We start from the raw sequence: 24,898 nt of genomic DNA, 5'->3' as shown, positions 1-24,898 counted from the left end.
TTACGATCAAATCATTGCCACTCTGGTGAAAAAACCTCGCAAGGATGCCCGCCCGATCACTAAACCCGGTATTTCGCGACCGCCTGATTCAGCAGCTTGGCCTGCTCGTTCAGACCCTGACTGGATCTGGCATTCTCCGCTGCCATGGCGCTCGACTCCTGTGCAATGTCGCGGATGTTGTTGACGTTGCGGTTCACCTCGTTGGCAACCAGGCTCTGTTCCTCGATCGCTGCCGCAATCTGGGTGCTCATATCCATGATGTGGGTAACATCCTGAGTGATCTGCTCCAGCAGTGCCCCCGCCACGTTGGCCTGATCAGAACTGCGACTCCCCTGCTCGCGGCAGGTCGCCATCACCTCGACGATACTGCCGGTCTGCTTCTGCAGCGAGCTGATGATGCCGGCGATCTCCTGCGTCGATTTCTGGGTACGGATGGCAAGGCTGCGCACCTCATCCGCCACCACCGCAAAACCGCGCCCCTGATCCCCCGCCCGCGCCGCCTCGATCGCCGCGTTGAGGGCCAGCAGGTTGGTCTGCTCGGCAATACCGCGGATCACGTCCAGCACCGAGCCGATGGTCTCGCTCTCTCTTTGCAACTGGCCAACCTCGCGCGATGAGTGCTCGAGATTGTCAGCCAGCAAGCGGATCTGGTCGACGGTATTCTCCACCGCACTGCGCCCCTCCATCGCCTTGTTGTTGGTCGCCTGGGCATTGTTGGCAGCCTGCTCGGTATTGCGGGCGATCTCCTCTATGGTGGAGCCCATCTCGGTCGAGGCGGTAGCAACCATGTCGGTCTCCTGCAGCTGACGAGCCGCGCCCTCACTGGTACGTTTAACGTTGTCCGAGAGGTGATCTGCCGCCTCCGTCAGGGTATGCACGCTCTGCTTCACATCGCCAATCAGGTTGCGGAACCCGCCCAGCATCACATCGAGGTTACCCGCCAGTTGAGCCATTTCATCGGCGCCCTGCAGCTCGATCTTGAGGCGCAGGTCATTATCCTGGCGAATGCGATTGACGGTATCATTTACCCGGCTAATGGGACGATCGATGCTGCGACCCAGCAGCACGCTCATGATACCTATCAATACGATGATCACCCCGCCACACACCAGCATCAGGGTATTGAGGCGAGCAGTCTGCTGATCCAGCTCACCGGCGATATGCTGGTCGACGGCAGAGAACACCTGCTCGGTCTGATGAACCAGACCCCGCATCTGGTTGCGCAGCCCTTCATCCTCATTCAGCCCCAGCACCTGCATACCCTGCACCAATGCAACAAAGTCCTGTCGGTACTGTTCACTCGCCTGTTCCAGCTTGCCGCGGTCGGCCTCCGGCAAGGCGGCCAGACTCTGCTGAAAACTCTTGTGCAGAGTCTGGAAACGGTCGAGATACTGGACATCGGATCGCAGCATGAAGTCTTTCTCCGCCCGTCTCAGCTGCAGCATGGTGATGAGCAACCCCTGCTGATCCAGCTTTTTGAGGCCATCTTCCACTTCATGCACGGCAGTCCGCAGCTTGCCATAGAGCCCATCCTCCGGCCCCAAACCAATCTTCTGCTGCTGGGCAACCAGCTCCAGAAATGCCTTGCCGTAAGCCGCCATCTGCTGATCCAGCCTGGCCAGATCGGCATGCACCGCAGCCAGGTTGTCGTCACGGCCCAGGGTCTCGTCCAGCTGGTGGAACTGCGTCATGACCTCATTGAAATGGTTAACGAAGCTCAGATCCTTGCGCAACAGGAAATCCTTCTCGGCCCGCCGCAGATTCAGCATGGCGATCTCCAGCCCGTCCACATTGCGCTGGGCTTGTGTCAGGCTGCGGGTGACCTGGCTCGAATAGATAAAGAGGCCGCTCAGTACCACCATGGCAATCGCAACCAGTACGGTATTCAGAATCAACTTATGACGGATCAGCACGATGCACCTCTCACCTGTACGGATGAACTGCATTGAGCTTATGCGGAAAACGTTATCCCTGTGGCTGTTCAAGGAATATTCATTGAAATGCCGGTCTCACTCCTTATACTGGATCCACCTGTTTCCAGCCGTGGATTTGACACTATGGAATACAACACTTCAGAACTGTGCGACATCTATCAGGACATGGTGGATGTGCTCGAACCCATGCTTTGCTCCTTCGGCGGCCGCGCCTCTTTCGGCGGCGTCATCACCACCGTCAAGTGCTTCGAATCGAACGGTCTCATCCGTGAGCTCGTCAAAGAGAACGGCGTTGGCCGGGTGCTGCTGATCGATGGCGGTGGCTCCATGCGCCGCGCCCTGATCGACAGCGAAATCGCCACCACTGCCGCTGAAAACGAGTGGGAAGGGATTGTCTGCTACGGCTGCGTCCGCGAAGTGGATATCCTCGAAGATCTCGACATCGGCATTCAGGCGCTGGCGGCCATTCCGGTCGGTGCCGACAGCAAGGATGTGGGGGAAACGGATCTGCCGGTCAATTTTGGCGGAGTCACCTTCCTGCCTGACGATCATCTCTACGCCGATACCACAGGGGTGATCCTCTCCCCCGAGGCACTCGACATCGAGTAAGCCAGCAGCATGATGACGGGAGCAACTGCTCCCGTTTTTTATGCCTGCAATTTGCCGAAACCGGGACAAAAAAAGAGGGCCAGATAAACTGGCCCTTAACTGGAAGCAATGTGAGCAATGTCGTGCCTTCACAAGAAGTCCATCACGTTGGAACGGATGAGGCCTTTCCCGGAAAACAAGTTAACGATAATCATTCTCATTTATTTGAGCAAGCTTTATTTGCCAATCAGGCAAAAAAATTGGCCACCGCTAAGGGTGGCCAATTTCATCAGGCTTGTCGGACTGCGGATTGCAACCCGGGCAATCCTGCCTCTCCAACCAGTTTGCGACTGAGATAGCGCAGCAGCACGCCGTAGAGCGGCACAAACAAACCAAGGCTAATCAGCAGCTTGAACACATAGTCCACGGTCGCGATCTCGACCCAGTGCTCCGCCATGAAGGGGTCGCTCGTGCGCCAGAAGGCCACACTGAAGAAGGCGATAGTATCGACCATGTTGCCAAACAGGGTGGAAGCAGCTGGCGCCACCCACCAGTGCTTGAGCAGACGCAGGCGGTTGAATACCACCACGTCCATAAACTGGCCCACCAGATAGGCCATAAAGCTGGCCAGCGCGATGCGTGCCACGAACAGGTTGAATTCGGCCAGATGGCCTACACCCTGGAAGCTCCCTTCAAAGAAGAGTACGGAGAGCACATAGGAGATGGCCAGTGCCGGCAGCATCACGGTCTGGATTATCTTGCGCGCCAGACCGGCACCGAAGATCCGCACCGTCAGGTCGGTCGCCAAAAAGATAAACGGGAAGCTGAACGCACCCCAGGTGGTGTGAAAACCGAAGACGGTGATAGGCAGCTGAACCAGATAGTTGCTGCTGGCAATAACGAGGATATGGAACAACGACAGGCGAACGAGCGCCGTTTGGTACTGCTCAGGGGTCAGATTCATCTTGTGACCTTTTTGGTTAATGGGGTTAGGGAACCCATATCGCCACCATTGGCGATAAGCGAAGCGCGAGATTATACGCCCCGCACGCGATAGTTCAATCTTTATGCTGTCTGGCAAGCCAGAGCAGCGCCTCCCGATCTTCAGGATGCACCGCCTCCAACCAGCAGCCGCTGTAGTGCTCAAACTCCAGTCTGAACTGGCTCCCCTCGAAATCCAGCAACCAGCTATGGCGATCGGCACCGACATCCCGCTCCAGTGGATGCAGCTCCCACGCCTGCAGCAGCGCCCCGGCCAAGGCCGGAAAAGTGTCCCAGTCGAGAACGGGGCACGCCAGCATTACAACTCCGGCATCGCTATCTATCTGCTTGATCTGCCATCTCATTCCAAATCTCTCAGCTGCTGCAGGAGAGCTCGCCACCGCAATACCATACCGGTTGCGGGGTAGCGAGATCCTCATATTCGGGTTGCTCATCATAGGGGCGTTGCAAAGCGGCAAACAAGCGCTCGAACGGCTGCATATCGCCCGCCTCGGCAGCATCGATCACCTGCTGAGCCAGCGCATTGCGCAGCACATATTTGGGATTGATGGCATCCATCCGCGCCTTGCGCACGGCATCCTCGCTTCCTTCGCGCATTAGCCGTGCCCGATAGCGTTCCAGCCACGCCTGCCAAACACCTGGTTCAGACAATAGGGCCAGCAGAGACGCAGGCCACGCCCCCTCTTGCGTCACCTCGCCGAGACGGCGCAGGAACAGGTGGTAATCCACTTTGTTAGCCGCCAGCAACCGGAACAGCTCGCGGAACAGCGCCGAGTCATCCTCCTCCCACACTGCCAGCCCGAGTTTGGCCCGCATCAGTTCGGAGTAGTGCAACATCAGCTGCTGCTCGTACTGGGCCAGCGCCGCTGCCAGCGCATCACCGTCGACATGCCCCGCCAGCGCCTGCGCCAGCTTTTGCAGATTCCAGTAACCGACCGCCGGCTGCTGATCCAGCGCGTAACGACCCGCCGGATCCGAGTGGTTGCAGACAAAATCAGGCAAGTAGGCGTCGATAAAGCCGTAGGGGCCGTAATCCAGCGTCAGGCCGAGCAGCGACATGTTGTCGGTGTTCATCACCCCGTGACAGAAGCCCGCCGCCTGCCATTTGGCAATCAGCCGCGCGGTGCGACGCACTACCTCGGCAAACAGTTCGGCACCACTCTCCAGCTCGGGGAAGTGGTGGTGCAGCAGATAATCGATAAGCAGCGGAATCTTCTCCCCCTGCCCGCTCCAGGCGAAATACTCGATATGACCGAAGCGCAAGTGGCTGGGGGCGGTGCGCAGCACGGTCGCCCCCGTCTCCACTTGTTCGCGGTAAACGGGCTCCTGGCTGCCCACCAGCACCAGCGCCCGGGTGGTCGGTATGCCGAGGGCATGGAGCGCCTCGGAGGCCAGATATTCGCGAATGCTCGAGCGCAATACGGCGCGGCCATCGCCAAAACGGGAGAAGGGGGTCTTGCCCGCCCCTTTCAGATGGAGATCCCAGCGCAAGCCATCGGGCGCCAGCTGCTCACCCAACAGCAGCGCCCGGCCATCGCCAAGCCGTGGGCTATAGCCGCCGAACTGATGGCCGGCATACACCTGCGCCACCGGCTGCATGCCGGGCAGTAATTTTCCCTCACCACAGCAGGCGATCCACTCAGACTCGCTGACGCCTCCCAACCCCAGCTCATCCAGCAAAGCGCGGTTGAGGTGAAGTAGCCGGGGTTGTTGTAGCTGCTGGGGCACCACAGGTTCACAGGCCCAGGGCAGTTCGCTCGCAAAAGTGTTGATCAGCTTCATGGTTGTGCCATTCATCCCTGAGTATGCTCGTGTCACTCTTTATACTGCCGTCAGCAGGCTGTCCGCCAACCGGCAATCCTCATTTGTTCAATTCAAGGAGAAAAAGATGCAAAAGTGGCTATATGCCCTACCCCTGCTGGCTCTGGCCTGGGTTCATCAGGTCAAGGCAGCCGATATCGAAGCGGGCAAGACCAAAGCGGCCGTCTGTGCCGCCTGTCACGGCGTGGAAGGCAAGGCGATGATCCCCAACTACCCCCATCTGGCCGGACAGAATGCCGCCTATCTGGTGAAACAGCTGAAGGCTTTCAAGGATGGCAGCCGCAAAGAGCCCCTGATGGTTCCCTTTATGGCACCGCTCACCGATGCGGATATGGAGAATCTGGCGGCCTATTACGCCAGCCTCAAGTAATCTGCTGCACCCGGCTGTCGGGCGCCTCCCCGTTGGCGAAGCATCCATTCGGCCGTGCTTCGCCAAGCTTTCTTACCTTCGGCAATAGTCGATGATCAGGTCCATAAAGGCTTCCCCGAAACGCTCCAGCTTGCGGTGACCGACGCCGTTGACCGCCAGCATTTCCTCCTCGGTCATCGGCATCAGCTGTGCCATCTCCACCAGTGTGGCATCGTTGAATACCACGTAGGGCGGCACCTCTTCATCTTCGGCAATCTGCTTGCGCAGGGCGCGCAGCTCCTTGAACAACCGCTTGTCATAGTTGGCATTGTCGAGCAGACCGTTGCGCTTCTCCTTGCGGCTGGAGATAGGCTGCAAGCGGGGCACTGCCAGCTCCAGCTTCACCTCGCCACGCAGCACGGGGCGGGCCGCTTCGGTCAACTGCAGCACCAGATTGCGGGTGATGTTCTGGGTCAGCAGCCCCTTGTGGATCAGCTGGCGGATCACGCTCATCCAGTATTCGTGGCTCTGATCCTTGCCGATGCCGTAGGTCGAGAGCTTGTCGTGGCCGTGATCCTTTATGCGCTGGTTCAGCGACCCGCGCAGCACCTCTACCACATAACCCACCCCGAAATTCTGTCCCACCCTCCAGACGCAGGAGAGCGCCTTCTGGGCATCTTCGGTGCCATCATAACTTTTGGGCGGATCGAGGCAGATATCGCAGTTGCCGCATGGCTTGTCGTTGTACTCGCCGAAGTAGTTGAGCAGCACCTGACGGCGGCAGGTCTGCGCCTCGGCAAAGGCCGCCATTACGTTGAGCTTGTACTGCTCCACCTGCAGCTGCTGGGGGTTCTCGATGTTGTCGAGCAGGCGGCGCACCCGACCGATATCGGCAGGATCGTAGAGCAGCAACGCCTCGGCCGGAGTGCCATCGCGCCCGGCGCGACCGGTCTCCTGATAGTAGGATTCGATGTTCTTCGGGATGTCGTAGTGCACCACGAAGCGCACATTGGGCTTGTCGATGCCCATACCGAACGCCACCGTCGCCACCACTATCTCGATGTCATCCTTGAGGAAGGCCTCCTGGGTCTGCTGACGCAGCTCGAGCGGCAGACCCGCGTGATAGGGCGCCGCCTTGCAGCCGTGGCGGGATAGCCGCTCGGCCACCTCCTCCACCCGGTTGCGGCTGGAGCAGTAGACGATGCCGCAGTTGCCCTTCTGGCTCTGCACGTAGCGCAGCAGCTGCTCGGCCGCCTTGAACTTCTCCACCAGGCTATAGCGGATATTTGGGCGATCGAAGCTGGCAGTGTGAATAAAGGGATCGTTCAGCTCGAGGCGGTGCAGCATATCGCTGCGGGTCGCCTCATCGGCGGTGGCGGTCAACGCCACCACCGGCACCTGCGGGAACCACTGCTTGAGCCGGCCCAGCGCCGCATATTCCGGTCGGAAGTCATGGCCCCACTGGGAAACGCAGTGCGCCTCATCGATGGCGAACAGCCCGAGCGGCAGTTCGGCCAGCCGGTCCATAAACTCGTGCTGAAGCAGTCGCTCGGGGGAGACATAGACCAGCTTGATCTCGCCACGGCGCATGGCGGCGAAGTTCTGGATCATCTCCTCCCGGCTCAGGGCCGAGTTGATGTAGACCGCTGCCACACCGTTGGCTCGCAGGCTGTCGACCTGATCCTTCATCAGTGAAATGAGTGGAGAGACCACCACCCCGAGCCCGGGCCGCAGCAGCGCCGGGATCTGGTAACAGAGCGACTTGCCACCGCCTGTGGGCTTGAGCACCAGCGCATCGCGCCCCGCGACGATCTGCTCGATAATCTCGAGCTGACCCGGCCGGAACTGCTGATAGCCGAAGACCGCCTGCAGCAGGGCAAGCGGACTCTCTGGCTGAGGATCTGGCAGGGTTTCGGCAATCGCGGTCATGGGCTCTCCTTTGGGGTCGCCATTCTAAAGCAGCCGCCGCCCACAATAAACCTGCCATTGCGACTGTTAAAGAACTGTTGCAGACTGGCTGGAGCTTTTACTCGGCTTTGCAAACAGGGAGCGGATTCAAGGAATGAAACAGATGCTCAAGAAGATGGCGCTCAGTGGCATTGCCAACCTGTTCGCCGAAAAGATGCCCTTCAACAAGCTGATCGGCATGCAGGTGACCCACTACGACTTCGACCGGGTGGAGCTGCGTATCCAGATGGAGGAGAAGCTGATCGGCAACCCCTTCCACAACATCCTGCACGGTGGAGTCACTGCCAGTCTGCTAGATGTTGCAGGTGGTATGATAGTCGCGGCCTCCTGCATCGATGAGCTGGAGGATTTTTCCCCCAGTTATCTCAAGGAGCGATTCTCCCGCCTCGGCACCATAGATCTGCGGGTGGACTATCTGCGACCGGGGCGCGGCAACGAGTTTATTGCCACCGCCCACATCATCCGGGCCGGCAGCAAGGTCGCGGTAGCCCGCATGGAGTTGCACAACGAAGAGGGGACCCATATCGCCTTTGGGACCGGCACCTATCTGGTAGGCTAAACGCCATTAATGCATAAAAAGCACTCTGCTAATCCACTTTTAATCATTAGATTCCCTACCCTCTCTGGTTAAAGCAGGTCCATACTCATAGTCGGGATTGTGTGCAGAGGGAGGATTGCAGGTGATGAGTGCGAAACTGGCCATCAAACCATCCAGAGCCTTGTTGACACAGCTCGAGTCCATGCTCGACGAGGTGCAGACACCCGAGTGTCGCCACTGGTTGGAACAGGAGCTTGAGGGGTATTCTCTCTCCTCACCCCTGCCTTGGTATCGCATCGTCCCCTGTCGGCAACGCGGTCACTTTCTGGACCTGAAGACGGGAAAATATTTGACCTGTCACATCAACAGTCAAACGCTAAGCCAACGCGATCTGGCCCAAATTCAGTTCATTTATGCCCGTGAACCCGCCGCCCACTATTTGCTGCAACGCAATTCCGGTATTGAGCCCTGGCCAGAACAGCTGCTGGAAGATTATCAGGAGCAGTTGATCCCCGGCCACCTATGCCTGCAAGCCTGGCATGAGCCCGTGATTTCATTACGTGAACAACTGATGGAGGGAATCGAACATTTTATTTGTGAGTACCCCAAATACGCGGCCTTGCTGCCCCAACACAGTTTAAAGGCCTTGCGGCATCAGCACTGGCATATCTGAACAAGCGCCTGGCGCGCAAGGAGGGCACCATAGACAAGAACCATAACGAGATTGCCACAATCTAGAGTGCCGGAGTCAGAATAGACTCCACCAATGGGCCACCAAGCGGTGGCCCTTTTAATATCTTTGGTTTTGCTTCGGCCCCGCATACAGCAAGTGAAATCACTCGGCTAATTGGCAGGTCGGCAGGTCGGCAGGTCGGCAGGTCGGCAGGTCGGCAGGTCGGCAGGTCGGCAGGTAAAGTGAATCGAGAAAGCTAAATGCAAAAAGGCCGCTCTATTGAGCGGCCTTTTCAAATTTGGTCGGTGTGAGAGGATTCGAACCTCCGACCCCTTCGTCCCGAACGAAGTGCGCTACCAAGCTGCGCTACACACCGATGTCTGCGGGACGGGAATTTACCGAAAGGGCCGACCCGACACAAGCCTTTTTTGCATTTAAAGGGAAAAAAAGTGCCGTTCGCTCAACTATTCAGCACTCTTCGCCCCCGTTTACCGAAATGCAGCCGGATGGTGACATTCCACTAACTCTGCCTCAAGGCAAGCGCAGCGACTCGGGCCCCAGCAGACGACGTTGCCAGTCAGCGACTGTGCCGTGCTCCAGCCAATCCGCCGCATGCTGACGCCAGTTGGGTGAGAGGGACGGATTCTCCAGCAGCAACAACAGATCCGCTTCGTTGCGCACCTGATTGAACAGGATATCGGCGGTGCGCTTCACCGTCAGCTCAGGGTAAGGCCTGTCCACCAGCTCCATGGTCGCCTCGGGGGCAACCATCCCCTCCTCCAGCACCCGCAGCAGCCAGCCACAACGGCCGCTCAGCTGCATCACCTGCGACATCTGGCCATAACCGAAACGCTGGTTGAGCTTGAAGCAGGGCGATCTCGGCTGACTTATCTGGATCAGTACCTCACCAAGTCGATAGACATCGCCAATACAGGCCTGCGTCTCGGTCAGACCGAGGCCAGAGAGGTTCTCGCCAAAGGCGGCGGGTTGCCAGGGAGTGCGGGGAGCAGGAAGACCCAACGCAGTTTGCCAGGTCTGCCACCAGGGATAATGGTCAGCTGGATAGAAGTGGAGCGCCCGGTCCGGGCCGCCGTGATGACGCTGATCGCTCTGCTCGTCCTCTTCCAGACCGGCAAAGGTACAAAGAACCGGCACGGTCACCGGCTGCTTGTGGATGGCAGAGACAAGGCCGGGCACCAGCTCGGTGCCACGGCCGCTAAAAAGGGAGATCCGCATTCTCATCCTCCGGGTTGACGAGAGAGTGCGGATCTTAACACGAGGTCAGGCAACCGCCTGCATCTGGGTGGTCATGGCGATCTCGGCACGGCGACGCTTCTCTGCCTTGGCCATCAGATACCAGCTGCCAAAGGTAAACAGCGATACCGACAACAGGATCAGACTGGCAACCGCGTTGATCTCCGGTTTCACCCCGAGCCGCACCGCCGAGAAGACCTCCATCGGCAGGGTGGTCGAGCCCGGGCCGGAGACGAAGCTGGCCAGCACCAGATCATCGAGCGACAGGGCAAACGACATCATGCCACCCGCAGCCAGCGAGGGGGCTATCATCGGGATGGTGATCAGGAAGAACACCTTCCACGGTTTGGCCCCCAGATCCATGGCAGCCTCCTCGATGGAGAGATCCAGCTCGCGCAGGCGCGCCGACACCACGATCGCCACATAGGCGGTACAGAAGGTGGTGTGAGCAATCCAGATGGTCAGCATGCCGCGCTCGGCAGGCCAGCCCACCAGCTGGGCCATCGCCACGAACAGCAGCAGCAGCGACAGACCGGTGATCACCTCGGGCATCACCAGCGGCGCCGTCACCATGCCACCGAACAGGGTGCGGCCACGGAAGTGCGGGATCCGGGTCAGCACGAAAGCCGCCACAGTTCCCAGCGCGACTGCCGCAATCGCGGTATAGAAGGCGATCTCCAGCGAGCGCAGCACCGAGCCGATCAGCTGCTTGTTGTCGAGCAGGCCAAAGTACCACTTGAGCGACCAGCCCCCCCATACCGTCACCAGCTTGGAGGCGTTGAAGGAGTAGATCACCATGATGACCATGGGCAGATAGATAAACAGCAGCCCCAGCCAGAGCATCAGCTTGGCAAAACCAAAACGTCTCATCATGCCTTGCCCTCCAGCTCTTTGGCCTGGTTACGGTTGAACAGAATAATGGGGATGATCAGCACCGCCAGCATCACCACCGCCAACGCAGAGGCCACCGGCCAGTCGCGGTTGTTGAAGAACTCCTGCCACAGCACCTTACCGATCATCAGTGTCTCCGGGCCACCCAGCAGTTCCGGGATAACAAACTCCCCCACCACCGGGATGAACACCAGCATGCAGCCGGCGATAATGCCGTTCTTGGAGAGCGGCACCGTGATCTGCCAGAAGCGGGTCAGGTTGCGGGCTCCCAGATCTGATGCGGCCTCCAGCAGGCTCTGGTCATGCTTGACCAGATTGGCGTAGAGCGGCAGTACCATGAATGGCAGGTAGGAGTAAACGATGCCGATATAGACCGCCAGGTTGGTATTGAGGATCTGCAGCGGCTCGTGGATCAGACCGATGCTTAGCAAGAAGCTGTTGAGCAAGCCGTTGTTGCTGAGAATACCCATCCAGGCGTAGACCCGGATCAAAATCGCGGTCCAGGTCGGCATCATGATGAGCAGCAGCAGAACGGTCTGGGTCTCCTTGTTGGCCCGGGCGATGGAGTAGGCCATCGGATAGCCGATCAGCAGACAGAGGATGGTGCTGATAAACGCCATCTTGAGCGAACCAAGATAGGCGGCGATATAGAGCTCATCCTCCTGCAACATCAGGTAGTTGCCCATGTTGAGCAGGATAGTGAGCTGGTTGTCGGCCCAGCTCACCACGTCGGTGTATGGCGGGATCGCCACATCCGCTTCGGCAAAGCTGATCTTCAGCACGATGATGAAGGGCAGCAGGAAGAAGAGGAACAGCCAGAAGAAGGGGATGCCGATCACCAGCTGGCGACCCCACACATGCTTCAGTCGTCTCAATGCCTTCATGATTGCAGCACCACGCCGCTGTCATCTTCCCAGTAGAGGAACACCTGGTCATCCCAGGTTGGCCGTTTGCCGTGGCGTTCGGCATTGGCGATGAAAGCCTGAACGATTTTGCCCGAGGGCAGTTCGATGTGATAAACCGAGTGGCCGCCCAGATAGGCGATGTCGTAGACCTTGCCCTTGGTCCAGTTGAAGTCCGGATGCTCGATCTCCGCCGGTTTTTGCAGGCTCATCAGCAGCTTCTCCGGGCGCAGGGCGTAGGTCACCTTCTTGTTTTCGGCACGGGAGCTGATGCCGTGGCCCACATAGATGGGCTGCTCCAGATCGGCACAGGCGATAATGGCGTGGTCCTGCTCATCCTCCACCAGCAGACCGTCGAACAGGTTGACGTTGCCGATGAACTCGCACACCAGCCGGCTGGCCGGGGTTTCGTAGATATCCATCGGGCTGCCGATCTGCTCGATGCAACCGAGGTGCATGATGGCGATCCGCTCGGCCATGGTCATCGCCTCTTCCTGATCGTGGGTCACCATGACGCAGGTAACCCCGACCCGTTCGATGATCTCGACCAGCTCGAGCTGCATCTGGGAGCGCAGCTTCTTGTCGAGCGCCCCCATGGGTTCATCCAGCAGCAGCAGTTTGGGGCGTTTGGCCAGCGAACGGGCCAGCGCCACCCGCTGGCGCTGGCCACCGGAGAGCTGGTGCGGCTTGCGGCGGGCATACTGGGTCATCTGCACCAGCTTGAGCATCTCTTCCACCCGGGCATCGATCTCCGCCTTGGGCAGGCCATCCTGCTTGAGGCCGAAGGCGATGTTTTGCGCCACCGTCATATGGGGGAAAAGGGCGTAGGACTGGAACATCATGTTGATGGGACGCTCGTAGGGCGGCATATCGGTGATATCGACACCATCGAGATAGAGCCGCCCCTCGGTCGGACGTTCGAAACCGGCCAGCATCCGCAACAGGGTCGACTTGCCGGAGCCGGAGCCACCGAGCAGGGCGAAGATCTCCCCCTTGTTGATGTTGAGCGATACGTTATCGACAGCCAGCGTTTCATCGAACTGCTTGCTTACCCGATCAATCTTGACCAGCACTTCTTTACGCTGCTGGCTGCCCTCGAGGGCTTTCTTGTAGGCACTGGAGGCTATCGCCATTACCAAACTCCCCAACGTGATATCGACCTCGCGGCCGATCCATAAAAGCAATTTGGCGCCCCCGAACGGGCACCAAGGTTAGGTTCCGGACTTGACCTTGCTCCAACTCCGGGTCATCAGCCGCTGGATTGCACGAGGATGTTCCTGAGAGACATAGAGTCGTGCCAGCACCGGCTGAGGTGGATAAACAGATTGATCATCGCGCACCTTCTCATCCATGAACGCCGCCGCCCTGGCATTGGGATTCGCATAGCCCACATAGTTGCTGACCTTGGCGATCACCTCGGGCTGGAGGACGTAGTTGATGAGGGCGTGCGCCTCTTTGACATTGGTGGCATCGGCCGGGATCGCCATCATGTCGAACCAGAGATTGCCCCCCTCCTTCGGGATGCTGTAGGCAATCTTCACCCCCTTGCCGGCCTCGTTGGCCCGCGCGGCGGCCTGCAAAATGTCGCCGGAAAAACCCGCCGCCACGCAGATATCGCCGTTGGCGAGATCACCGATGTACTTGGAGGAGTGGAAGTAGGCGACATAGGGGCGCACCTTGAGCAGCTGCTCTTCGGCCCGCTTGATGTCCGCCGGCTCATGGCTGTTGGGGTCGAGCCCCAGATAGTTGAGGGCGGCAGGGATCATCTCGTCGGCGGAGTCGAGGAAGGCGACGCCGCAACGGGAGAGCTTCTCCATGTTTTCCGGCTCGAAAATAACCGCCCAGGAGTCGATCTTGTCGACCCCCAGCACGGCCTTGATCTTGTCGACGTTGTAGCCGATGCCGTTGGTACCCCAGAGATAGGGCACGGCGTATTGATGGCCCGGATCCACCTTGTCGAGCTGGCTGAGCAGCACCGGATCCAGGTTGGCCATATTGGGCAGCAGGGATTTGTCCAGCTTCTGGAACGCTCCCGCCTTGATCTGTTTGGCCAGAAAGTTGTTGGAGGGCACCACCAGATCATAACCGGTACGCCCCGTCAGCAACTTCCCCTCCAGGGTCTCGTTGGAATCGAACACGTCATAGACGGTCTTGATCCCGGTCGCCTGCTGGAAATCGCTGAGGGTGGTCTCGCCGATATAATCAGACCAGTTGTAGAAATGGAGTTCAGGTGCTGCCTGAACGCCACTTGCCAACCCCATGGTCAGGGCAATGGTTGCCAATCTGGTTGTATGCACGGTTTCAGTTCTCCTGTGTTTAGTGGTTGACCGTCTGCGCATCCTCTCGCGCGGCCCATCCCGAAAGATGGCATCACTACCCTCCCGGCCGAACTGCGGACCGGGAGGGGCACTCGTCACTTACTTGCCGGACTTGATCTTGGTCCAGCTGCGCGTCATCACACGCTGCACCTTGGCCGGCAGATCCGGGAAGGTGTAAATCTTCTGCATGGTCTCTTCGCTCGGATAGATACCCGGGTCGTTGCGGATCTCCGCATTGACCAGCGGGGTCGCCGCCTTGTTGCCGTTCGGGAATTTCACCATGTTGGTGATGTTGGCGATCACCTCGGGCTTCATCAGGTAGTTGATAAAGACGTGGGCGGATTCGACGTTCTGGGCATCGGCCGGGATGGCGATCATGTCAAAGAAGCTGCCCGCCCCCTCTTTCGGGATGGTGTAGGTCAGCGACACGCCGTTGTTGGCCTCTGCCGCCCGCGCCTTCGACTGCTGCAAATCACCGGAGTAACCGACCGCCACGCAGAGGTTGCCGTTGGCCAGATCCGAGATGTACTTGGAGGAGTGGAAATAGGCGGTATAGGGACGGATGGAGAGGAACAGCGCCTCGGCCTTCTTCAGCTCGTCCGGCTTCTGGCTATCCGGCTTGAAGCCCAGATATTGCAGGGCGGCCGGCAGCATTTCGGTCGGCGAGTCGAGGAAGGAGACACCGCACTCCTTCAGCTTGGCCATGTTCTCCGGCTTGAACACCAGATCCCAGGAGTTGACCGGCGCATCGGCCCCCAGCACCGCCTTCACCTTCTCGGGGTTGTAGGCATAGCCGATGGTGCCCCACATGTAGGGGATGGAGTACTGGTTGCCCGGGTCACTCGGCTCGAGCGCCTTGAGCAGGGCAGGGTCCATGTTTTGCCAGTTGGGAAGCTTGGACTTGTCCAGTTTCTGGAACACGCCCGCCTTGATCTGCTTGGCCAGGAAGGGGTTGGACGGCACGACGATGTCATAGCCCGATTTGCCGGCCAGCAACTTGGCCTCCAGCACCTCGTTGCTGTCGAACACGTCATACACCACCTTGATGCCCGTCTCTTTCTGGAAGTTATCCAGGGTATCCGGCGCGATGTAGTCGCTCCAGTTGTAGACGTGCAGCACCTTCTCGTCGGCCATTGCTCCGGCACTTGCCATGACCAGAGCCACAGAGGCAGCGATCACTCCCGTTTTGAAAGACATCATCCTTGTCTCCTAAGCAAATTGTATGCGCATGCCAACCTGCCCGGCCGCACCTCAACCCTTCAGCTTGGCGGCTGTCAGATCCAGACTGAGCCTGGCGAGCTTGACCAATTCATCAACCTGTTCCTCGGTGATGACCAAGGGGGGCGATATGATCATGGTATCGCCTACCGCCCTCATCACCAAGCCATTGTTAAAGCAGAACTCCCGGCAGGTCATCCCCGCATTTGCGTGGGCTGGAAAACGCTGGTTGGTCTGTTTGTCCTGCACTATTTCCAGTGCGGCAACCAGTCCGCGGCCACGGGTTTCCCCTACCAGCGGATGGTCGGCCAGCTCCGCCCAGCGGCGCTGCAAATAGGGACCGATGTTATCATGGACGCGCTTAACTATGCTCTCTTTTTGCATAATCTGGATATTGGCAACCGCCACCGCACAGGAGACCGGGTGACCCGAATAGGTGAAGCCGTGGTTGAACTCACCCCCCTCCTCCACCAGCACCTTGGCGACCCGGTCGCTTACCATGACGGCGCCGAGCGGCAGGTAGCCCGAGGTAATTCCCTTGGCCAGACACATCAGATCCGGTTTGATGCCAAACCCTTCGCTGGCAAACCAATGACCGGTGCGACCAAAGCCGCAGATCACCTCGTCGGCGATGAGCAGAATGCCGTATTGATCGCAGATGCGCTGGATCTCGGGCCAGTAGCTGTCAGGTGGAATGATGACGCCGCCCGCTCCCTGGATCGGCTCGCCGATAAAGGCAGCCACCTTGTCCACCCCCAGCTCCAGAATCTTCTGCTCCAGCTGGCGCGCACGCTCCAGTCCGAATTCGTGGGCACTCATCCCCTGCCCTTCACCGAAGTGATAGGGCTGGTCGATATGGACTATGCCGGGAATGGGCAGGTTGCCCTGCTGATGCATCCCCTTCATGCCGCCCAGACTCGCCCCCGCCACGGTCGAGCCGTGATAGGCGTTGTGGCGGCTGATGATCACCTGCTTCTCCGGCTGCCCCTTGCTGGCCCAGTAGTGACGCACCATCCGCAGCACAGTGTCGTTGCACTCGGAACCGGAGCCGGTAAAGAAGACGTGGTTGAGATGGGACGGCGTCACTTCGGCCAGCAGGGTGGCCAGCTCGATCACCGGCGGGTGCGCAGTCTGGAAAAAGAGGTTGTAGTAGGGAAGCTGCTCCATCTGTCTGGCCGCGGCATCCACCAGCTCCTGCCGGCCATAACCCATGTTGACGCACCAGAGCCCCGCCATACCGTCCAGAATGCGCTTGCCTTCGGAATCTTCCAGATAGACGCCACTAGCCTTGGTGATGATACGGCTGCCCTTCTTGTTCAGGGCCTGAAAGTCGGTAAAGGGGTGCAGGTGGTGGCTGGCATCCTGTTGCTGCCACTCACGGGTAGTCTGTTGCATTGTTAGCTCCTCGGTTCCTTCGATTTAGCTGGTTCTGTTCATCACATAATCAGGAGGGCTGCCACTCCCGCAGTCACGGCCACTTTCGGGCGGCCTGCGGCTGCAGCGCGGCTTGCTCCTCGCGTTCTTAATTCGAGCCAAAAACTGTTATCAACCATGCAACCAGAGCGGTGGCGAGCCACTTTTCGCTCACAACCATCCGCGGGGGGAGGCACTCCTCCATCCCGTATTACCGGTTACAGGCAGGGGAGGCTGCCTGCCTCCCCGATTCGGACGATGCGTGGCCGGCACGCATCCGGGTCAGACGTTCAGCAGCAGGAATTCGCGCTCCCAGCGGCTGATCACCCCGAAGTAGGTCTCGTACTCTTTGCGTTTGACCGCCACAAAGGCACGGGTAAAGCGCTCGCCCAACATCTCCTTGATGGGATCACACTGCTCCAGATGGCTCAGCGCCTCCTCCAGTGAACGGGGCAGGCTGTAGGGCAGCTCGTAGGCGCTCGATTTCATCTCCGGCAGCGGCTCCAGCTTCTCCATCATGCCGAGATAGCCGCACGCCAGAGTGGCGGCCAGCGCCAGATAGGGGTTGGCATCGGCACCGGCGAAGCGGTTCTCCACCCGGCGGGCACTGGGGTCTGAGAAAGGCACGCGCAGGCCGCAGGTGCGGTTTTCCACCCCCCACTGGACGTTGCGCGGCGCGCTCTCGCCGAAGGTGAGGCGGCGGTAGGAGTTGACGTTGGGAGCCAGCAGGGCGGTCACCGCGGGGGTGTACTTTTGCAGACCGGCGATGAAGTGCATGAACAGCTCGGAATTGCCGCCATCCGGAGTACCGAACAGGTTGCGGCCGTTCATATCCTCCAGACTCTGGTGGATGTGCATGGCGGAGCCCGGCTCGTTGCTCATCGGTTTGGCCATGAAGGTGGCGTAGATGCCGTGGCGGTGGGCGGCCTCACGCATGGTGCGCTTGAACAGGAACACCTGATCGGCCAGATCGATGGCATCACCGTGCAGGAAGTTGATCTCCATCTGGGCGGCGCCTGATTCGTGGATCAGGGTATCCACCTCCAGCTCCTGCGCCTCGCAGTAGTCATACATGTCTTCGAAGATGGGGTCGAATTCGTTGACCGCATCGATACTGAACGACTGGCGGGCGGTCTCCGGGCGACCGTTGCGGCCGACCGGCGGCATCAGCGGATAGTCGGGGTCTTCATTGCGGGTGACCAGATAGAACTCCAGCTCGGGCGCCACCACAGGTTTCCACCCCTGCTTCTCGTAAAATGACAGAACGCGACGCAGCACGGAGCGCGGCGCTATGTCGATCAGCTTGCCGTTGACGTCGAAACAGTCGTGGATCACCTGGGCAGTCGGCTCCAGCGCCCAGGGGACAAAGCGGATGGTGTTGGGGTCGGGGTAGAGCTGCATGTCCCGCTCCAGCGGGTCGATCATGCTGTCGTCATCCGGATACTCACCTGTCACTGTCTGGGTGAAGATCACCTCGGGCAGTCGCATGCCCCCTTCGCGCAAAAACTTGTTGGCTGGAATGATCTTGCCCCGGGCGTTGCCGGTGAAATCCGGGAACAGACACTCCACTTCCGTGATGCGATTGCTCTCCATCCAGCCCTTGATACTGTCCATGTTAAACCCCGACTCTACGGTTGCCATTGGCAAGGGTGTCTAATATATGGAACACCCTTGTTATAAAATTGTAATCAACACCACCATAAAAGCCCGCCATGAAGGGCAATGTCAAGGGTGTGTGTTTAAAAAACTATAAATAACGGCGCATATAATGACCAATGCGGCACCAAATACTAAACACTCGTGGCCTCGCCTCTCGCCAGTGCAAAGCCGGTGCCAACCGGCCAGAACCAGATGTCAGATCCCGTCAGATCAGCCGCTAAAGAGGCCATTTTTTTGCAAAGGCGCACAATCCGTATCCTATTTGCTTTGCTTGGCTGCTTTTTTTTGGTACAAGGCCCGCCCTGATTTGCACTCTCTTGCATGAAAACGGTGCAAATCGGGATACAAGGGCTTGGTCTGCAGGCAGACAGCCCCCATAAACAGGGATAATTGGGTTAGTAAACTGACTGGTAGTAAATCGTATGTGTGATTTCATGACTGAAGACCAACTGGCCTTTTACAAGGGACAGATCGAGCGCCAGATCCTCGAACTCGAAGATCGCCTCAACTCCCAGGCCAGCCAGGCCATCGCCACCGACACCAACGAGATGGCCGATGAAATTGACCGTGCCAGCATCGAGGAAGCCCGCCGTCTGGAGCTGAACCGCATCGAGCACGACAAGCTGCACCTGCGCAAACTGCGCGGCGCGCTGAAGCGCATCAGCGAAGGGGATTTCGGTTACTGCGAATCTTGCGGCGACGAGATCTCTCTCAAGCGTCTGCATGCCCGTCCGGAGTCCCGTTTCTGCGTCGAGTGCCAGAGCACCAAGGAATTCAACGATACCCACGTGTTCCGCCGCGTCGCCTGATCCCTCTCCGGGAAATCACTCTCCTCTGGCAGCAATAGGCGGTCGACAAGCGAGGGCCAACGCCCGAATCTTGCACACCGCGCCGCAGCAAGAGGGTGAAAAGTTCTGTTAGACTCCGGGCACGTCCCGGACTCTACAGGAGAACAGAGAGTGAAATGGCTCATCAAACTGTGTTTGTGCCTGCCGCTGCTGGCACAAGCACAGGTTCTGACGGTCAAGGTGCCCAGTCGCCCCGTCAACAATCTCGATCAGGAGTACCAGTACAAGCTGCTGGAACTGGCCCTGACCCACTCCGGCACCCCCTTTCGCATCCAGCCCGTCGAGCTCGATCTCAACCAGTTCACCCTCCAGCAGCAGCTGAGCAAGGGCAAGACCATCAATGTTTTCTGGATGGGCACCTCCAGCGCGCTCGAATCCTCCCTGCTTGCCGTCCCCATTCCGCTGTTTCGCGGGCTGGAAGGGCTGCGCCTCTCCTTCATCCACGCTGATGCCCAAGAGAAGTTCAACCAGATCAATACTCTGGCCGATTTGAGGCAGATGAAAGCGGCGCAAGGGGTCGGCTGGGCTGACAACAAGATTCTGGAAAGTGCCGGCATCCCGACCTACTCCGGTCGCTTCAGCACCCTGTTTCGCCTGATCAACGACGGCGACAAGGTCGATTTCTTTCCGCGCGCACTGGTGGAGATCTTCGCCGAGCGCAGCGAGCTGGTGGCGCAATACCCCAACCTCGCCATCGAGCAGCATCTGCTGATCCGCTACCCCTTCGCCCAGTTCTTCTTCGTCAGCCCCGAGTACCCCGAGCTGGCCAAGGCGATCCAGACCGGCCTTGAGCGGGCCTATGCCGACGGCAGCTTCATGCAGTTCTTCCGTGAAAACCCGAAGATCCGCGAAGCGCTGGCCAGCGCCAATCTCGACCAGCGGGTCACCATCCAGCTGCCCAACCCCGATATGACGCCGTTGCTCAAGAGCATTCCGGCGCAGTATTGGGAGTATCCCCCGCAGGGATAAGCTGCCAGCCGCCCCGTCAGGGGCGGTGCTGTTTTTGTTCCTATCAAAGCTGATGCAGCCGGACTCCCCGCTTGGGATCGGACAAGCACTTGTGACAGCCGCTGACGGGCGCAGAGCTGCGCCTATGGCGGGATCCGGCTAGCTATAAGTTAAAATTGGGTCATAAAGGGAAAAGCCATAAATTAAATTTATAGCGATACCAAAGCCTCTCAAACAAACGGTCAGCACGGGTCACAGGCCCGTCAGAGCCATCGCCCGATCCACACACCCCCTCTTGCATTACCATCTGCCGCTATCTGATCAGAACGCGGCATGGGCCGGCGTTGCCATCTGGCATTGGTCGCGCGCTTCCGCCATCATGCTTGCGATGCCGCGCCCGTTTAACGGAGCGGCCAGAGCAGCTAACCGGAGCGTGCGCCAGGGAGGTGCCATGAAGGGAATCGAAGAGTGGTTTGAGGAGTACGGCCAGAGCCATCGCCATCCGGTCAACGTCGCCATCCACAAGCTGGCAGTGCCGGGCATCTATCTCTGCTCACTGGGGCTGCTCTGGAGCCTGCCTGCCGGGCCGCTGCCTGCGGGGCTCAACTGGGCGGCGGTGGCCGCCATTCCGGTGCTGGCTTTCTACCTGCAGCTGTCGTTTGCCCTGTTCGTCGGGATGGCGGGGCTGACCGCACTCGGGCTGGCCTTCTGCCACCAGTGGCAGGGGCCGCTGCTGTGGCCCGCGCTGTTTATTTTCGTGCTGCTCTGGATAGCCCAGTTTGTCGGCCACAGGATCGAGGGAAAACGCCCCTCCTTCCTCGCCGACCTGCAATTTCTGCTGATAGGCCCCGCCTGGGTGCTTGCCAGCCTCTATCGTCGCCTGGGCATTCCCTATTGAGGGAGGCTGGGCCAACAGGAGAGACCATGTCATACCGCCACACTCTTAATTCACCTCTGCGCCGCGCCCTGCCCCTGCTGCTGGGCGCCCTGTTCGCCGGCCCGGCGCTGGCCGACAAGGCTGATACCGTCGGCGAGGTGAGTACCGCCTTCAAGCTGTTCGGCCCCAACCACAAGATCCTGGTGGAGGCGTTCGACGATCCCCGCATCGACGGTGTCGCCTGCTATCTGGCGCGCCCCAAGACCGGCGGGGTCAAGGGCGGGCTCGGGCTGGCGGAAGATCCCTCCCACGCCTCCCTCTCATGCCACCAGATTGGCCCCATCACCCTGCCGACGAAGCTGAAAGCGGGGGAAGAGGTGTTCGACGTCAGCACCTCGCTGGTGTTCAAGGAGCAGAAGGTGGTGCGCTTTTACGACCAGAAGCGCAATGCGCTGGTTTACCTGACCTACAGCACCAAGCTGGTGGATGGTTCGTACAAGAGTGCAGTCAGCGCCGTCCCCATCATGCCGTGGGGACAATAACCAGCCGGTTTGTCCGGTGATAGTTGACTCGCTTTGTTGTAATTTAACTACAAATCATCTGCGGAGAGCACACCATGAAAGTCGCCGTATTCAGCACCAAGAGCTATGACAAAGAGCATTTCACCCAGGCCAACAGCCGCTTCGGCTTTGAACTGGAGTTCTTCGATGTGCGGCTGGAGGCCAAGACGGCCCGACTGGCCCACGGCTTCCCGGTGGTGTGCTTGTTCGTTAATGACGACGCCGACCGCGAGGTGCTGACCGAGCTGGCGGCCAACGGCACCAGGGTGATCGCCCTGCGCTGTGCCGGTTACAACAATGTGGATCTGGCCGCCGCCAGGGAGCTGGGCATGAAGGTGGTGCGAGTGCCCGCCTACTCCCCCGAGGCAGTGGCCGAGCACGCGGTCGGCATGATGATGTGCCTCAACCGCCGCATCCATAAGGCTTATCAGCGCACCCGCGACGCCAACTTCTCGCTGGAGGGGCTGGTCGGCTTCAACATGCACGGCCGCACCGCCGGCATCATCGGCACCGGCAAGATCGGCATCGCCACCCTGCGTATCCTCAAGGGGTTCGGCATGCGCCTGCTGGTGAACGACCCTTACCAGAATCCGGCTGCCATCGAGCTGGGGGCCGAGTATGTGGATCTCGACACCCTGTTCCGCCAGTCCGACGTCATCAGCCTGCATTGCCCGCTGTTCAAAGAGAACTACCACCTGCTCAATCAGGAGGCGTTCGCCAAGATGAAGGACGGGGTGATGATCATCAACACCAGCCGCGGCGGCCTGCTCGACTCCAACGCCGCCATCGAGGCGCTCAAAACCTCCCGCATCGGCGCGCTGGGGCTGGACGTCTACGAAGAGGAAGAGGATCTCTTCTTCTCCGACAAGTCCAACGAGGTGATCACCGATGACGTGTTCCGCCGCCTGTCAGCCTGCCACAACGTGCTGTTCACCGGTCATCAGGCCTTCCTGACCCGCGAGGCGCTGCACGCCATCGCCGACACCACCCTCGGCAACATTCAGGCTATCGAGAGTCAGGGCCGCAGCGACAACGAGGTCGAGTAACCCCCCGCGCGCTATTGCAGCGCCTCAACTCTGCACGCCGGGTTGTGAGACCCGGCGCCATCGGGTAGGCTAGCTCCCCTTTTTTCCAAGGAGCTGACTGCCCATGTTTATCGGATTTGATTACGGTACCTCCAACTGTGCCGTGGCCGTGATGGAACAGGGCAGCCCGCGGCTGCTCAATCTCGGCCCCTCCCGCTACCTCCCCTCCACCCTGCACGCGCCGCACCGGGACGCCATCGCCGGTCTGCTGGCCGAAGGGCTGGCCGACAGCCAGCAGGCGGCCTATCTCAAGCTGCGCGGCCCCGTGGTGACCCGGGCCCAGGCGGTGCGACGCCAGATGCGCGAAGAGGGGCTGATCGACGAGCTGAGCTTTGGCGGTGCCGCGCTGGAGCGCTATCTGGAGGAGCCGGACGAGGGCTACTACATCAAGTCGCCGAAATCCTTCCTCGGCGCCTACGGCCTCAAGGCCCCCCAGATCGCCCTGTTCGAAGATATCGTCTGCGCCATGATGCTCCACGTCCGCCAGCAGGCGGAACAGCAGCTCGGCGCCCCGATCCGTCAGGCGGTGATCGGCCGTCCGGTCAACTTTCAGGGGTTGGCTGGCGAAGAGAGCAACCGTCAGGCCATCGCCATTCTGAGCGAGGCGGCCCGCATCGCCGGCTTCGAGCAGGTGGAGTTTCTCTACGAACCGGTGGCAGCCGGTTTTGAATTCGAGGCGCGCCTCACCGAAGACGCCGTGGTGCTGGTGGTGGATATCGGCGGCGGTACCACCGACTGCTCCATGCTGCGGATGGGCCCGAGCTACCGCGACCGGCTCGATCGCACCGACGATCTGCTCGGCCACAGCGGCCAGCGGATCGGCGGCAACGACTTCGACATCCGCCTGACGGTGGAGGGGATGATGCCGCTGCTCGGCATGCACGAGGTGCTCAAAACCGGCAAGCCGCTGCCCCACCCGCTGTTCTGGGATGCAGCCGCCATCAACGACGTCAGCGCCCAGAGCCGTTTCTACAGTCTCGATACCGCCCGCCAGCTGCAGGATCTGCAGCTCGACAGCCAGCCCGGCAGCAAGCTGGGGCGCCTTGCCAACCTACGGGCCCACAAGCTGAGCCACCAGCTGGTCTGGCGCGCCGAGCAGGGCAAGATCGCCCTCTCGGAGCAGGAGAGCAGCCGCCACTCCCTGAGCGAGCTGGAAAAAGGGCTGGAGGCAGAGCTGACCCGCGAGCAGCTGGCCGGCGCCTCGGCCCTGCTGCTGGAGAAGATTGGCGAGTTGATGGATGAGGCGATCGCCGCCGCCGGCGTGCAGCCCGATCGCATCTTCGTCACCGGCGGTAGCGCCCGCTCGCCGCTGATCGCCAGCTTTATCCGCCAGAAGCTGCCGACCATCCCGCTCGAGGGTGGCGATGACTTCGGCTCGGTGGCCGCCGGTCTGGCCCGTTATGCCGAGCGGATCTTCGCAACCAAGCCCTGAATGGGGCTAAATCGCCAGAGTGTTGCCATTTAACGACACTCTGGCGACAAAGGGGCGACAGAAGCGGTCGGTCGCCCCAGCTTCCGCCCTGCTACGGGGCAAGCAAACAGGCTATGCTTGCGGCTCCCATCAACCGGAGCCCCGCCATGTCCAGATTGTCACTCCTGCTCATCCCCCTCTTCCTGCTCGCCGGCTGCAGTTCAGCCCCCTTTGTCCGGCAGGATCTGCAACATCACCACTGGGTATTGAGCAAGCTGGATGGCGAACCGGTTGCCGCCTTGCGCGACAATCCACCCGACTTCGAGATCGGCGAGCACTTCACCGTCAACGGCATCGCCGGCTGCAACCGCTACTTCGGTCAGGGCCATATGAAAGGGGACAGGTTCTGGGTCACCAGCTTGGGCAACACCGAGATGGCCTGCATGCCCCCGCTCGACACCATAGAACAGGCCGTGTTGACCACCCTGACCGAGGGGGCGACCCTGAGCGGCTCCAGCCAAGACCTGGTACTGCAGGGCAAACAGCACCGTTTGGAATACACCCTGCGCGACTGGGTGCTCTAGGGCTCACAAACCGGCATTACAAACAGGAACATGTTGCCCGGCTGTGGCACAATATGA

24 protein-coding genes and 1 tRNA gene are annotated in these 24,898 nt (G+C 59.8%); 11 read left to right on the top strand and 14 right to left on the bottom strand.

Annotated elements, in window-relative coordinates; genetic code table 11:
* Positions 1-59: 59 nt before the first annotated feature.
* On the bottom strand, positions 60-1,913 hold the full coding sequence (locus AACR93_RS09750) for a methyl-accepting chemotaxis protein (protein ID WP_043850669.1): 1,854 nt from the start codon (positions 1,911-1,913) through the stop codon (positions 60-62).
* A gap of 144 nt (positions 1,914-2,057) precedes the next feature.
* Between AACR93_RS09750 and rraA the strand changes: the two genes are divergently transcribed.
* On the top strand, positions 2,058-2,543 hold the full coding sequence (rraA, locus tag AACR93_RS09745) for a ribonuclease E activity regulator RraA (protein WP_021138460.1): 486 nt from the start codon (positions 2,058-2,060) through the stop codon (positions 2,541-2,543).
* A 268-nt stretch (positions 2,544-2,811) separates the two neighbouring features.
* Here the strand turns inward: rraA and AACR93_RS09740 are convergent, their stop codons facing one another.
* From AACR93_RS09740 to AACR93_RS09730, 3 genes are all read right to left on the bottom strand, one after another.
* Positions 2,812-3,486 carry a 7-cyano-7-deazaguanine/7-aminomethyl-7-deazaguanine transporter gene (locus tag AACR93_RS09740; protein ID WP_043850636.1) on the bottom strand — a complete coding sequence of 225 codons (675 nt, stop codon included), beginning with the start codon at positions 3,484-3,486 and terminating at the stop codon, positions 2,812-2,814.
* Between the two features lie 94 nt (positions 3,487-3,580).
* Positions 3,581-3,868: a DUF3630 family protein gene (locus AACR93_RS09735; protein ID WP_043850635.1), complete on the bottom strand. Its 288-nt coding sequence runs from the start codon at positions 3,866-3,868 to the stop codon at positions 3,581-3,583.
* A gap of 10 nt (positions 3,869-3,878) precedes the next feature.
* Positions 3,879-5,306 carry a protein adenylyltransferase SelO gene (locus AACR93_RS09730; RefSeq protein WP_043850668.1) on the bottom strand — a complete coding sequence of 476 codons (1,428 nt, stop codon included), beginning with the start codon at positions 5,304-5,306 and terminating at the stop codon, positions 3,879-3,881.
* A 106-nt stretch (positions 5,307-5,412) separates the two neighbouring features.
* On the opposite strand from AACR93_RS09730, the gene AACR93_RS09725 reads away from it, so the two are divergent.
* A complete protein-coding gene (locus AACR93_RS09725; protein ID WP_042029510.1) occupies positions 5,413-5,715 on the top strand; it encodes a c-type cytochrome in 303 nt (100 codons plus the stop codon).
* Positions 5,716-5,787: 72 nt separating this feature from the next.
* Here AACR93_RS09725 and recQ read toward each other — a convergent pair whose 3' ends face one another.
* Positions 5,788-7,623, bottom strand: coding sequence for an ATP-dependent DNA helicase RecQ (gene recQ / locus AACR93_RS09720; RefSeq protein ID WP_043850634.1), 1,836 nt, complete (start codon positions 7,621-7,623; stop codon positions 5,788-5,790).
* 133 nt (positions 7,624-7,756) lie between these two features.
* On the opposite strand from recQ, the gene AACR93_RS09715 reads away from it, so the two are divergent.
* Both AACR93_RS09715 and AACR93_RS09710 read left to right on the top strand, forming a co-directional pair.
* Positions 7,757-8,221 (top strand): thioesterase family protein, encoded by a 465-nt coding sequence (locus AACR93_RS09715; RefSeq protein ID WP_043850633.1) that lies wholly within the window; start codon positions 7,757-7,759, stop codon positions 8,219-8,221.
* A 124-nt stretch (positions 8,222-8,345) separates the two neighbouring features.
* A complete protein-coding gene (locus AACR93_RS09710) occupies positions 8,346-8,873 on the top strand; it encodes an AbiTii domain-containing protein (protein ID WP_043850632.1) in 528 nt (175 codons plus the stop codon).
* Positions 8,874-9,172: 299 nt separating this feature from the next.
* Here the strand turns inward: AACR93_RS09710 and AACR93_RS09705 are convergent.
* From AACR93_RS09705 to AACR93_RS09665, 9 genes are all read right to left on the bottom strand, one after another.
* Positions 9,173-9,249: transfer RNA gene (locus tag AACR93_RS09705), tRNA-Pro, on the bottom strand.
* 155 nt (positions 9,250-9,404) lie between these two features.
* Positions 9,405-10,109: an MOSC domain-containing protein gene (locus AACR93_RS09700; RefSeq protein WP_043850631.1), complete on the bottom strand. Its 705-nt coding sequence runs from the start codon at positions 10,107-10,109 to the stop codon at positions 9,405-9,407.
* Positions 10,110-10,154: 45 nt separating this feature from the next.
* The gene (locus AACR93_RS09695; protein WP_370689175.1) at positions 10,155-11,000 is read right to left on the bottom strand and encodes an ABC transporter permease subunit; all 846 of its coding nucleotides are present in this window, start codon (positions 10,998-11,000) and stop codon (positions 10,155-10,157) included.
* Entirely contained in the window at positions 10,997-11,902 is a 906-nt protein-coding gene (locus tag AACR93_RS09690; protein WP_042029512.1) for an ABC transporter permease subunit, read from the bottom strand. Before AACR93_RS09690 ends, AACR93_RS09695 begins: the two co-directional genes overlap by 4 nt.
* The gene (potA, locus tag AACR93_RS09685; RefSeq protein WP_042029514.1) at positions 11,899-13,053 is read right to left on the bottom strand and encodes a polyamine ABC transporter ATP-binding protein; all 1,155 of its coding nucleotides are present in this window, start codon (positions 13,051-13,053) and stop codon (positions 11,899-11,901) included. Before potA ends, AACR93_RS09690 begins: the two co-directional genes overlap by 4 nt.
* A 78-nt stretch (positions 13,054-13,131) precedes the next feature.
* On the bottom strand, positions 13,132-14,217 hold the full coding sequence (locus AACR93_RS09680; protein WP_043850630.1) for a polyamine ABC transporter substrate-binding protein: 1,086 nt from the start codon (positions 14,215-14,217) through the stop codon (positions 13,132-13,134).
* A gap of 120 nt (positions 14,218-14,337) precedes the next feature.
* Positions 14,338-15,435 (bottom strand): polyamine ABC transporter substrate-binding protein, encoded by a 1,098-nt coding sequence (locus AACR93_RS09675; protein ID WP_082044092.1) that lies wholly within the window; start codon positions 15,433-15,435, stop codon positions 14,338-14,340.
* A gap of 54 nt (positions 15,436-15,489) precedes the next feature.
* Positions 15,490-16,851 carry an aspartate aminotransferase family protein gene (locus AACR93_RS09670; protein WP_043850628.1) on the bottom strand — a complete coding sequence of 454 codons (1,362 nt, stop codon included), beginning with the start codon at positions 16,849-16,851 and terminating at the stop codon, positions 15,490-15,492.
* Between the two features lie 300 nt (positions 16,852-17,151).
* Complete coding sequence (locus AACR93_RS09665) at positions 17,152-18,483, bottom strand: glutamine synthetase family protein (RefSeq protein ID WP_041209747.1); 1,332 nt, start codon at positions 18,481-18,483, stop codon at positions 17,152-17,154.
* 467 nt (positions 18,484-18,950) lie between these two features.
* Between AACR93_RS09665 and AACR93_RS09660 the strand changes: the two genes are divergently transcribed.
* The 7 genes from AACR93_RS09660 (at position 18,951) to AACR93_RS09630 (ending at position 24,841) form a co-directional block, all read left to right on the top strand.
* The gene (locus AACR93_RS09660; protein WP_033115635.1) at positions 18,951-19,337 is read left to right on the top strand and encodes a TraR/DksA family transcriptional regulator; all 387 of its coding nucleotides are present in this window, start codon (positions 18,951-18,953) and stop codon (positions 19,335-19,337) included.
* Between the two features lie 150 nt (positions 19,338-19,487).
* Positions 19,488-20,345, top strand: a complete 858-nt coding sequence (locus AACR93_RS09655) for a hypothetical protein (protein WP_043850627.1) — start codon at positions 19,488-19,490, stop codon at positions 20,343-20,345.
* A 430-nt stretch (positions 20,346-20,775) separates the two neighbouring features.
* On the top strand, positions 20,776-21,222 hold the full coding sequence (locus AACR93_RS09650) for an Mpo1 family 2-hydroxy fatty acid dioxygenase (protein ID WP_043850626.1): 447 nt from the start codon (positions 20,776-20,778) through the stop codon (positions 21,220-21,222).
* Between the two features lie 26 nt (positions 21,223-21,248).
* Entirely contained in the window at positions 21,249-21,743 is a 495-nt protein-coding gene (locus AACR93_RS09645; protein WP_043850625.1) for a CreA family protein, read from the top strand.
* Positions 21,744-21,817: 74 nt separating this feature from the next.
* Positions 21,818-22,807: a 2-hydroxyacid dehydrogenase gene (locus AACR93_RS09640; RefSeq protein WP_041209751.1), complete on the top strand. Its 990-nt coding sequence runs from the start codon at positions 21,818-21,820 to the stop codon at positions 22,805-22,807.
* 103 nt (positions 22,808-22,910) lie between these two features.
* A complete protein-coding gene (yegD, locus tag AACR93_RS09635) occupies positions 22,911-24,278 on the top strand; it encodes a molecular chaperone (protein ID WP_043850624.1) in 1,368 nt (455 codons plus the stop codon).
* Between the two features lie 146 nt (positions 24,279-24,424).
* Positions 24,425-24,841, top strand: coding sequence for an META domain-containing protein (locus AACR93_RS09630; RefSeq protein WP_043850667.1), 417 nt, complete (start codon positions 24,425-24,427; stop codon positions 24,839-24,841).
* The last annotated feature ends 57 nt before the right edge of the window (positions 24,842-24,898 follow it).

Origin of the sequence: Aeromonas sp. L_1B5_3 (assembly GCF_963866575.1) — a bacterium.
GTDB classification, from domain to species: Bacteria; Pseudomonadota; Gammaproteobacteria; order Enterobacterales; family Aeromonadaceae; genus Aeromonas; species Aeromonas jandaei.
Note: the sequence above shows the minus strand (reverse complement) of the source record. Positions and strands in the feature narration are given on the sequence as shown.